This window comes from Streptococcus plurextorum DSM 22810, assembly GCF_000423745.1.
GTDB lineage: Bacteria > Bacillota > Bacilli > Lactobacillales > Streptococcaceae > Streptococcus > Streptococcus plurextorum.
This window is the reverse complement of sequence record NZ_AUIO01000023.1, coordinates 1-9,532: the sequence shown is the minus strand read 5'-3', so window position 1 is coordinate 9,532 and position 9,532 is coordinate 1. Positions and strand designations below refer to the sequence as shown.

The following is a 9,532-nucleotide window of genomic DNA, read 5'->3' as shown; positions in this document are numbered from 1 at the left end:
GCTTGCCATCGCCATTGATGTCCAAAGGTTTAATCGGGTTTAGATGAACAGGAAAACCATCTTTGTCAATCATATTATCATAGTCATCGTAGGTATAGCCTCCAAACATATGTTGGTCAACTAAGGCTTCTAATCCTGATTTGGAACTTTTTACGGTATTGATACGAAAGACTTGACCGACGGCGCTCTCTCCTGGATGGTAGCCGATGCCAACCATGTCTAGGGGGTCCACATAGTTGTAAATACGGTCATGAAGAAGCGCTTCATTGTCACGCTGTTCCTGACTCAATACCCTGTAGGTGTTGGGACCGTTATAGATATAGGCACCTGAAATTCTATAGAGGTGCTCTGTGTCGACCGAAGTTATTCCGTACTGCACATTCATGGAGCCTAGGGAGTGTCCGTAAAAGTCAAAATAGGCGTTTCGGTATTTTTCCATGCTTTGATTGGTAAAGTCCGCAGCTTTTCTCAACTGAACTGTCCCACGGGTGGGAATCAAATCTGGAACCATGACTCTTGCAGCCATCGGGATATCATTGACCACCCAATCAAGAAGGGTGTCTAAGGCCTTTTGTGGCGTGTCTCCTGATGCAGTCGAGCCTTCATAGAGCATGGTGACTTGACCGACTCTATCAAGTTGTGCCTGAGTCGGATGTTTGGGTAATTTGATATCTGTGATGACATAAGCCTTAAATCCCGACCCTGATTGCTCCACTTCAGCAACATAGCCGATGGTGGTTTTCCCTTCATCTATTGTAACAGGCTGACCGAATTTCAGTCGGCTATTATATTCTTCTTCAGCAATTTGCTGTCTTTGATAGTCTGTGTAATTCTTCATAAAATAGTCCTATTTTAATAAATTATCTAGTTCTTCTGAGTAAGTTACGCCCCCGGCTCTAAGTTCGTCAGACGAGTTGCGACGATTCAGGGATATAGTGACTTCTAGATTCGAATTCTCATTTATCAGCAAACTCACAAACATTCCTCCCATAGGATTTTTCTGCAAACTATCGTAATCTACCACATAGGATTTTATAGTCCCAACTTCTGTCAAAGATTCAGAGTCTAAATTTTTTAAAACCCTTTCAAATACTAATTTTGCCTCATCACTCTCGACAATTTTAATCATTTCTTCTTTTAATTGTGCCTGTCTATTCATCTGATATGTCACTCCTATTCCTATTATTCCCACAAATGCGATGGCTATGCCTAACAGCCATTTTTGCCATGATTTCATCGTTTGCCTCCTATTTCTTTAAGGTGCTTATATATCTATTTTACCATAGTTTGTCATAATACTCTTCATTCGTAGAAAATAAAAAAAGAATTCATTCCAAATTCTCTGGTTAGTTTCTATAAGGGAGGCAAGCGTGATGTCCTTTGTCCCTATGGCACTGATGCGACCTGAGGATAGGAAAAGGTTACGGGGTTCTGTATTGGCCCGGTTCAAGGTAATATCTGCCACGCCGTCCGCATCAATATCGACATGGGTCTGATAATTCTTTTTATCGACGACCAAGCCATATTTGTCCACTAAATTGCCGTATTGATCAAATTGCCAGGTGGAGAGGCCGTGATAGTCAAGGATATGAGTCGCCACACCAGCAAAGCCATAATGAGTGTAGGTATCAATCACTCGTGCGATGCCTAGTGGGTCTCCTCCAAAATTCCCAATCCAGTCTTCAGCATTTCTGTAGTTAATCAATATATTGGTGTTTGCTTTTGCCCAGGCAATTTCCTCCTTGGTAAGCATATTTGAGGGGTCGGGACCGTTAAAGGTGGTAGCGCTCCATTGCTTTTTGATGGCGACAAGTTGACCGAGATAGCCCCCTAAGGAATGCCCCGTCGTTCCGATGTTTGCTTGAGGATATTGCTTTTGAATCTTATCCGCAAAGGCTAAGGCGCTATCAACCTGACTTTGAGCCGTCACATTAACTGAAGCTATGCCTACGGGTATACTCGCAGTGTATATATTAAGTCCGAAAATGACGCTATTCACATCGGTCTGACGGTCTTTTCCATCTCCAAAATTCGTCCCCGCATAGGCGATAGTTATCTGTGTGGTATCTACTTTGCCATCTACCACTGGCGCCACAGCCATAGCCTGCATGCCGTTGGCGGTGTTGTCTTCTACAGCGAGGACTTGGAATTTATTTGCTACAGTATCACCAACTTGATAAGGTTTAGATGTTTTCTGAGAATCAACACTGTACACATCGTCGGCAATAGTATTATAATCTGCATCCGTTACCATCATCATTCCCCCTTATAAACTATTTCAATATGTGTTGTATCTGGACTATTAACAGATTTATCAAGTTTGATTAAACGATTTCCAGAATTACGAGAATAGAGCTCGTTCATATAAATATCACCTTTCAATCCTCTTAAAACGAACCTAACCTCTATTTTATCATTAACAGTAGCATCAAAATTATAAGTTCCTGTCATGATATTATAATCAATCTCTGTAAACTCAATTTTTTCAACACCTTCATAATTCTGAGCTAAATACTCCACCATTCTATCCTGCTCTTCTTTATACTTCACTTCTTTATTGCTCTCAGTCATTCCACATCCTCCTAATATTAAAATTGTGATTGTTACTAAAATACCAAAAAGTAAATTTCGCCTTTTCATTTATCAGACCTCCGTTCTATGTATGCTTAGTTGCTTCTAACTCTATTTTATCACACCTGAGGGGATTTGGGTTTTGAAATAAAATAAAAAAAGAATAATACTGTTCTCCCTCTTCTGGATGAGATTTAACATCATCTTTTCCTTGTCTACCCAGTAAGATTGATCTGCAAGATGGTTATTTTGCTGATCTGTAATTTTCATGTCGCTCATCCTTTCACATATGTGATTTTAATTTTTGAAATTTTTATTTCTTGGGACTCTTCTATATCTTCTTCTCTTTCTAAATTTTTAAATCTATTTATCGGATTAAGTCCTAAAATACCACTAGATTCATCAAATTCTTTCAGTTGACGCACAGAGAATGTTGTCTCATAAGCACTATTGTTATTTAATTTAAATGACAATAAATACATACCTGTCTTCTTATCTCGTTCAAAATTCGTAAACTCTACTGAATTCACCTCATATCCCCTTGCAATCCACCTTACCACATTATCCTGTTGCTCTTTCGTCAATGTTTCTTTCTGTGACGTCATTCCACATCCTCCTAATATTAAAATTGTGATTGCGACTACTAAACTAATAAAAATTCTTCGTTTTTTCATTTTATATCTCCTAATCACAGTTAACCACTGGCGCTACGGCTATTGCCTGAATGCCGTTTGTTGGGTTGTCTACAGCTTTTAAAACTTGAAATTGCCCAAGAGTAGGGTTTTTAGGTTCGAAATCATATCTGTTTCCTTCACTAGGGTGATATTCTACATCTTCTCTATTTCTTTCAACCCAATATGCTTGTTCAGCTAACCACTTAGTTTGAATATCAGTACTCATAATTAATTCTCCAAATACACCACTTTAATGTCCGATATATCAACGTCACTTTCTTCGGTAAGCCATTTCAATCTCTCCAGCTCTTGAAAGTTATTTCTAGGATTCAACCCAACTACTCCATGCAAATTACTAAACTCATCAAGACTATCTGCCGGAATTGTTGTTTCTAGAGACTCATCTCCATTAATACGAACGGATAGTAAATAAATGCGTGTACTTGTATTTTGTGATAATTGTAAAAATTCAACTTCCTGCACTTCATACCCCCTTGCAATCCATCTAACCACATTATCCTGTTGCTCTTTTGTCAATGTTTCTTTCTGTGACGTCATTCCACATCCTCCTAAAATAAAAATTGTCATTGTTACTAAAATACCAAAAAGTAAATTTCGCCTTTTCATTTATCAGACCTCCGTTCTATGTATGCTTAGTTGCTTCTAACTCTATTTTATCACACCTGAGGGGATTTGGGTTTTGAAATAAAATAAAAAAAGAATTCATTCCAAATTCTCTGGTTAGTTTCTATAAGGGAAGCAAGCGTGATGTCCTTTGTCCCTATGGCACTGATGCGACCTGAGGATAGGAAAAGGTTACGGGGTTCTGTATTGGCCCGGTTCAAGGTAATATCTGCCACGCCGTCCGCATCAATGTCGACATGGGTCTGATAATTCTTTTTATCGACGATCAAGCCATATTTGTCCACTAAATTGCCGTATTGATCAAATTGCCAGGTGGAGAGGCTGTGATAGTTCAGGATATGCGTCGTGCCACCTGCAATCCCATAGTGAGTGTAGGTTTCTATGTTTCTTGCTATGCCTAGTGGGTCTCCTCCAAAGTTTCCAATCCAGTCTTCAGCATTTCTGTAGTTAATCAGTATATTGGTGTTTGCTTTTGCCCAGGCAATTTCCTCCTTAGTAAGCATATTTGAGGGGTCGGGACCGTTAAAGGTGGTAGCGCTCCATTGCTTTTTGATGGCGACAAGTTGACCCAGATAGCCACCTAAGGAATGCCCAGTCGTTCCGATGTTTGCTTGAGGATACTGCTTTTGAATCTTATCCGCAAAGGCAAGCGCGCTATCAACCTGACTTTGAGCCGTTGTATTAACTGAGGTCATGCCTACGGGTATACTCGAAGTGTATATATTAAGTCCGAGAATGACGCTATTCACATCTGTCTGACGGTCTTTTCCATCTCCAAAATTCGTCCCCGCATAGGCGATGGTGATCTGTGTGGTATCTACTTTGCCATCTACCACTGGCGCTACAGCCATAGCCTGCATGCCGTTGGCGGTGTTGTCTTCTACAGCGAGGACTTTGAATTGACCTATCTCAGGGTTGTTTTTATCATAATAATATGTACCTTTACTAATAGTTTCATACTGACCATCATTTTTTTGACCATCTACACTATAGACTTGTGTAGCTAACCAATTAGATTGTTGTTCTGTCATCATAGGAACTATCCTTTCAAATAGATTATTGTAATATCACTAGTGTCTACCCTCTTACTACTATCGAATTCTATAGACTTTTTAATATCAGTAAATTCTTCAATAGGATCCAAAGCAATAATTCCTTCTGAACTGTCAAATTCCTCAGCATTCTTAAACTGAACTATATTCGTCGTCTTTTTATCATTCACCTTAAATACTAAACTATAATAACCTGTTGAATTATTCCTTTCTAAATTCACAAATTCTACCTTTTTAATTTTGTAATTTCTCGATATCCTTTTAACCACATTATCCTGTTGTTCTTTCGTCAATGTTTCTTTCTGCGAAGCCATTCCACATCCTCCTAATATAAAAATTGTAATTGTTACTAAAATACCAAAAAGTAAATTTCGCCTTTTCATTTATCAGACCTCCGTTCTGCCTATGCTTAGTTGCTTATATATCTATTTTACCATAGTTTGTCATAATACTCTTCATTCGTAGAAAATAAAAAAAGAATTCATTCCAAATTCTCTGGTTAGTTTCTATAAAGGAAGCAAGCGTGATGTCCTTTGCGTACTCAATTTTTCCATCAAAGCCTTGAACATTGGGATTGGTTCCTGTATAAACAACAATCACCTCACCTGTCGTCTTGTCTCGAAAGGCAACCCCGCTAGTCCCTGTGCTCTTGTCGTAAAAATCATCTAGGTAGGCTAGATTTTGTGGCAACGCAACTTCGCGTGTCGCTTCCTTAGTTCGTTTAATATCACCTGAAGCATCTTGGGTGAGAGTTGGAAACTCTATCTGAACTCGCTCATACTGATAAGCTAAGTTTGAAGCATCCAGCGTCGGAACGCCGCTACCTGTTTTACTTAAATTACTCATACCGAATCTTTCCCCCTAGTTATTGATACTGGATACTTGTTCACTAAAATAATATTCATCAATATTACTTTGTTTATAAATTGTAACAGTATAGTAATATCCTGCATTGCTCTCACTGCCACCTAATTTTACTGTATATTCTTTAGGACTAGTGATGTCTAAAAAGTCTATTATCTCTGAGCTAGTTAAATCATAGACTAGACGCATTGCACCATTTTGGAAACTTCGACCTGTATCTACTATATTAAGTCTTGACAGGGAAGACTCATTAATCGTTAAATGTTGAAAAAGAAAACCTTGTGTAGGCCACAACTCTTTAGCTTTGACCTCATCTGAGTAAGTAAATTGCTTATTTTGATAAGAAACTGATACGTTAGAAACCTCCTTATCATTTTCAATTTCTACGATATGACCACTAATCGTTTTTGTAGAACTGTCTCCATATAATACAAAATCAATTACCCCTTTCTTGGTGAATCTAGTTTGTGTAATCTCAAACCCATCTGGAAATTCTTCAAACAAGTCTTCCAGATTTTTTGTGGGATAGACACGGCTAAGTTCCGTCCCAAATTTGTTTTCCAGCCACTCACGACTATTACGTTCATCACATCCTGACAAAACCACCATCATCAATCCCCCTATCACTAATAATATTAATTTAGATACTTGTTTCATAAAGTGCTCCTTTCATCACTTAACCTATTTATATATCTATTTTACCATAGTTTGTCATAATACTCTTCATTCGTAGAAAATAAAAAAAGAATTCATTCCAAATTCTCTGGTTAGTTTCTATAAGGGAAGCAAGCTTGATGTCCTTTGCGTACTCAATTTTTCCATCAAAGCCTTGAACATTGGGATTGGTTCCTGTATAAGCAACAATCACCTCACCTGTCGTCTTGTCTCGAAAGGCCACTCCACTAGTCCCTGTGCTCTTGTCGTAAAAATCATCTAGGTAATCTAGCTCATCTGAGGGGAAGTTTTTCTCATCTTCAACTGTATCGATAATAGATTCCTTGTCAGTCAAATCAGGATAGTTGATTTTAACGCGTTCAAATTGATAGGCTAAATTTGCAGCATCCAGTGTTGGAACTCCGCTACCTTTCTCCGTGTTTTGTACCATATTACCTCTCCAATCTTTTAATTATTCGTACCTGAAATACGCTCACTAAATCGATAATTTGTACCTCTATTTTCAATCACAACAGAATAATAATATCCTGCATTGCTCTCACTGCCACCTAATTTTACTGTATATCCTTTAGGATTAGTGATGCCTAAAAAGTCTATTATCTCTGAACTAGTCAAATCGTAAATTATCCGCATATCACCATTTTGGAAACTTCGATCTTTATCTACTACACTAAGTCTTGACAAGTAAGACTCATTAATCGTTAAATGTTGAAAAAGAAAATCTTGTGCAGACCACAACTCTTTAGCTTTGACCTCATCTGAGTAAGTAAATTGCTTATTTTGATAAGAAACTGATACGTTGGAAACCTCCTTATCATTTTCAATTTCCACGATATGACCACTAATCGTTTTTGTAGAGCTGTCTCCATATAGCTCTATTCTTATCAGTCCATACTCGGTAAACCTGCTTTGCTTAATCTCAAACCCATCTGGAAATTCTTCAAACAAGTCTTCCAGATTTTTTGTGGGATAGACACGGCTAAGCTCCGTCCCAAATTTGTTCTCCAACCACTCACGACTATTACGTTCATCACATCCTGACAAAACCACCAGCATCAATCCTCCTATCACTAATAATATTAATTTAGATACTTGTTTCATAAAGTGCTCCTCTCATCACTTAACCTATTTATATATCCATTTTACCATAGTTTGTCATAATACTCTTCATTCGTAGAAAATAAAAAAAAAAAGAATTCATTCCAAATTCTCTGGTTAGTTTCTATAAGGGAAACAAGCGTGATGTCCTTTGCCCCTATGGCACTGATGCGACCTGAGGATAGGAAAAGGTTGCGGGGTTCTGTATTGGCCCGGTTCAAGGTAATATCTGCCACACCGTCCGCATCGATGTCGACACGGGTCTGATAATTCCTTTTATCGACGATCAAACCATATTTGTCCACTAAATTGCCGTATTGATCAAATTGCCAGGTGGAGAGACCGTGATAGTCAAGGATATGAGTCGCCACACCAGCAAAACCATAATGAGTGTAGGTATTAATCACTCGTGCGATGCCTAGTGGGTCTCCTCCAAAATTCCCAATCCAGTCTTCAGAATTTCTGTAGTTAATCAGGATATTGGTATTTGCTTTCGCCCAGGCAATTTCCTCCTTGGTAAGCATATTAGAGGGGTCGGGACCGTTAAATGTGGTAGCGCTCCATTGCTTTTTGATGGCGACAAGTTGACCCAGATAGCCACCCAAGGAATGCCCAGTCGTTCCGATGTCTGCTTGAGGATACTGCTTTTGAATCTTATCCGCAAAGGCTAAGGCGCTATCAACCTGACTTTGAGCCGTCGTATTAACTGAGGTCATGCCTACGGGTATACTCGAAGTGTATATATTAAGTCCGAGAATGACGCTATTCACATCTGTCTGACGGTCTTTTCCATCTCCAAAATTCGTCCCCGCATAGGCGATGGTGATCTGTGTGGTATCTACTTTGCCATCTACCACTGGTGCTACAGCCATAGCCTGCATGCCGTTGGCGGTGTTGTCTTCTACAGCGAGGACTTGGAATTGACCGAGGGAAGGATTTTTAGGATCAAATGGATAACGACCATCTTCGGTTGGATGATAGGTAACATCATCTTTCCCATTATCCACCCAATAAACCTGTTCTGCTAACCACTTGTTATGAATATCAGTAGTCATGACTAATCCTCCAAATATGATATACTTATATCAGAAATATTAATCTCTCTCTTCTTATCTATTCGTGTTTCTTTCAAGACTTTCTCAAAATCATCAATTGGTCCCAACAAAAGCTCTCCGTCTGCACTATCGAACTCTGAAAGGCTATTTGCTGGAATTGTAGTTTCCAGTGACTCTTTCCCATTTATACGAAATGAAAGTAAGTATGTACCTGTACTTGTACTTCTTGACAATTCTATGAATTCTACCTTATCAACCTCATACCCCCTCGCAATCCACCTTACCACATTATCCTGTTGCTCTTTTGTCAATGTTTCTTTCTGTGACGTCATTCCACATCCTCCTAAAATTAAAATTGTTATTGCGACTACTAAACTAATAAAAATTCTTCGTTTTTTCATATTATATCTCCTAATCACAGTTAACCACTGGTGCTACAGCCATAGCCTGCATGCCGTTGGTGGTGTTGTCTTCTACAGCGAGGACTTGGAATTTTTCCCTAAAATTTTATCTCCTTTTTCAATTGGAAAAGCCTCTTTGCCACTATCTACCGCATAAACCTTGTCAGCAATCCTATTATAATCTTTATGTGTTATCATTCTCTATTCCTCAAAATAAACTTTCTGTATTTTTGAAGTATTTATATCTTCCTCTCTATTTTTCAGATGTAACTCTTTTCCTTTACTTCTAGAAATATGTTCAGTTACATCTATTTCTCCCCCGAATCCATTAAGGCTAAAGGTTATATAATAAATGTCATTAACAATCGCATCACTACTCCATGTACCTGTAGTATTATTCTTTTCAAAATTTATAAACTCAATTTTTTCAACACCTTCATAATTCTGAGCTAAATACTCCACCATTCTATCCTGCTCTTCTTTGTACTTCACTTCTT

The 9,532-nt window shown here is 38.5% G+C and carries 16 protein-coding genes and 2 pseudogenes; all 18 read right to left on the bottom strand.

Translation table 11 applies throughout. From position 1 onward, the window contains the following. Positions 1–838, bottom strand: a pseudogene (locus G575_RS12670) (SA1320 family protein); the annotation flags it as partial. A 9-nt stretch (positions 839–847) separates the two neighbouring features. Further along, positions 848–1,237, bottom strand: a complete 390-nt coding sequence (locus tag G575_RS0110260; protein ID WP_027972637.1) for a DUF1310 family protein — start codon at positions 1,235–1,237, stop codon at positions 848–850. 27 nt (positions 1,238–1,264) lie between these two features. Further along, entirely contained in the window at positions 1,265–2,257 is a 993-nt protein-coding gene (locus G575_RS11530; RefSeq protein WP_051177061.1) for a Tle-like phospholipase domain-containing protein, read from the bottom strand. Then, complete coding sequence (locus G575_RS0110250; RefSeq protein WP_027972636.1) at positions 2,257–2,640, bottom strand: DUF1433 domain-containing protein; 384 nt, start codon at positions 2,638–2,640, stop codon at positions 2,257–2,259. The genes G575_RS11530 and G575_RS0110250 overlap by 1 nt, the downstream gene beginning before the upstream one ends. A 42-nt stretch (positions 2,641–2,682) precedes the next feature. Next, entirely contained in the window at positions 2,683–2,841 is a 159-nt protein-coding gene (locus tag G575_RS12250; RefSeq protein WP_156874747.1) for a hypothetical protein, read from the bottom strand. Positions 2,842–2,846: 5 nt separating this feature from the next. Then, a complete protein-coding gene (locus G575_RS0110240) occupies positions 2,847–3,245 on the bottom strand; it encodes a hypothetical protein (protein ID WP_027972635.1) in 399 nt (132 codons plus the stop codon). Between the two features lie 10 nt (positions 3,246–3,255). Next, complete coding sequence (locus G575_RS11525) at positions 3,256–3,471, bottom strand: hypothetical protein (protein ID WP_051177059.1); 216 nt, start codon at positions 3,469–3,471, stop codon at positions 3,256–3,258. A gap of 2 nt (positions 3,472–3,473) precedes the next feature. Continuing rightward, the gene (locus G575_RS0110230; protein WP_027972634.1) at positions 3,474–3,872 is read right to left on the bottom strand and encodes a hypothetical protein; all 399 of its coding nucleotides are present in this window, start codon (positions 3,870–3,872) and stop codon (positions 3,474–3,476) included. Between the two features lie 140 nt (positions 3,873–4,012). Continuing rightward, positions 4,013–4,924: pseudogene (locus G575_RS11520) on the bottom strand (SA1320 family protein); the annotation flags it as partial. 5 nt (positions 4,925–4,929) lie between these two features. Beyond that, positions 4,930–5,325, bottom strand: a complete 396-nt coding sequence (locus G575_RS0110220; RefSeq protein ID WP_027972633.1) for a hypothetical protein — start codon at positions 5,323–5,325, stop codon at positions 4,930–4,932. A gap of 34 nt (positions 5,326–5,359) precedes the next feature. Beyond that, positions 5,360–5,788 carry a hypothetical protein gene (locus G575_RS11745; protein WP_027972632.1) on the bottom strand — a complete coding sequence of 143 codons (429 nt, stop codon included), beginning with the start codon at positions 5,786–5,788 and terminating at the stop codon, positions 5,360–5,362. 15 nt (positions 5,789–5,803) lie between these two features. Continuing rightward, positions 5,804–6,463, bottom strand: a complete 660-nt coding sequence (locus G575_RS0110210; RefSeq protein WP_051177053.1) for a Csa1 family protein — start codon at positions 6,461–6,463, stop codon at positions 5,804–5,806. A gap of 28 nt (positions 6,464–6,491) precedes the next feature. After that, entirely contained in the window at positions 6,492–6,911 is a 420-nt protein-coding gene (locus G575_RS0110205; protein WP_027972630.1) for a hypothetical protein, read from the bottom strand. A gap of 17 nt (positions 6,912–6,928) precedes the next feature. Beyond that, positions 6,929–7,582, bottom strand: a complete 654-nt coding sequence (locus G575_RS0110200) for a hypothetical protein (RefSeq protein WP_037623040.1) — start codon at positions 7,580–7,582, stop codon at positions 6,929–6,931. Between the two features lie 41 nt (positions 7,583–7,623). Next, a complete protein-coding gene (locus tag G575_RS11510) occupies positions 7,624–8,634 on the bottom strand; it encodes a Tle-like phospholipase domain-containing protein (protein WP_051177051.1) in 1,011 nt (336 codons plus the stop codon). Positions 8,635–8,636: 2 nt separating this feature from the next. Next, positions 8,637–9,035, bottom strand: coding sequence for a hypothetical protein (locus G575_RS0110190; RefSeq protein ID WP_027972628.1), 399 nt, complete (start codon positions 9,033–9,035; stop codon positions 8,637–8,639). A 72-nt stretch (positions 9,036–9,107) separates the two neighbouring features. Beyond that, entirely contained in the window at positions 9,108–9,233 is a 126-nt protein-coding gene (locus G575_RS12610) for a hypothetical protein (RefSeq protein ID WP_257104681.1), read from the bottom strand. A gap of 3 nt (positions 9,234–9,236) precedes the next feature. Further along, positions 9,237–9,532: hypothetical protein (locus G575_RS12320; protein ID WP_037623036.1), on the bottom strand; the 296-nt coding region annotated here is incomplete at its 5' end.

Coding starts and splice junctions, on each gene's coding strand:
- G575_RS0110205 (WP_027972630.1), bottom strand. CDS start 6,911: ATGGTACAAAACACGGAGAAAGGTAGCGGAGTTCCAACACTGGATGCT.
- G575_RS11525 (WP_051177059.1), bottom strand. CDS start 3,471: ATGAGTACTGATATTCAAACTAAGTGGTTAGCTGAACAAGCATATTGG.
- G575_RS0110190 (WP_027972628.1), bottom strand. CDS start 9,035: ATGAAAAAACGAAGAATTTTTATTAGTTTAGTAGTCGCAATAACAATT.
- G575_RS0110250 (WP_027972636.1), bottom strand. CDS start 2,640: ATGAAAAGGCGAAATTTACTTTTTGGTATTTTAGTAACAATCACAATT.
- G575_RS11510 (WP_051177051.1), bottom strand. CDS start 8,634: ATGACTACTGATATTCATAACAAGTGGTTAGCAGAACAGGTTTATTGG.
- G575_RS11745 (WP_027972632.1), bottom strand. CDS start 5,788: ATGAGTAATTTAAGTAAAACAGGTAGCGGCGTTCCGACGCTGGATGCT.
- G575_RS0110210 (WP_051177053.1), bottom strand. CDS start 6,463: ATGAAACAAGTATCTAAATTAATATTATTAGTGATAGGGGGATTGATG.
- G575_RS0110260 (WP_027972637.1), bottom strand. CDS start 1,237: ATGAAATCATGGCAAAAATGGCTGTTAGGCATAGCCATCGCATTTGTG.
- G575_RS11530 (WP_051177061.1), bottom strand. CDS start 2,257: ATGATGGTAACGGATGCAGATTATAATACTATTGCCGACGATGTGTAC.
- G575_RS0110220 (WP_027972633.1), bottom strand. CDS start 5,325: ATGAAAAGGCGAAATTTACTTTTTGGTATTTTAGTAACAATTACAATT.
- G575_RS0110200 (WP_037623040.1), bottom strand. CDS start 7,582: ATGAAACAAGTATCTAAATTAATATTATTAGTGATAGGAGGATTGATG.
- G575_RS12250 (WP_156874747.1), bottom strand. CDS start 2,841: ATGAAAATTACAGATCAGCAAAATAACCATCTTGCAGATCAATCTTAC.
- G575_RS0110240 (WP_027972635.1), bottom strand. CDS start 3,245: ATGAAAAAACGAAGAATTTTTATTAGTTTAGTAGTCGCAATCACAATT.
- G575_RS0110230 (WP_027972634.1), bottom strand. CDS start 3,872: ATGAAAAGGCGAAATTTACTTTTTGGTATTTTAGTAACAATGACAATT.
- G575_RS12610 (WP_257104681.1), bottom strand. CDS start 9,233: ATGATAACACATAAAGATTATAATAGGATTGCTGACAAGGTTTATGCG.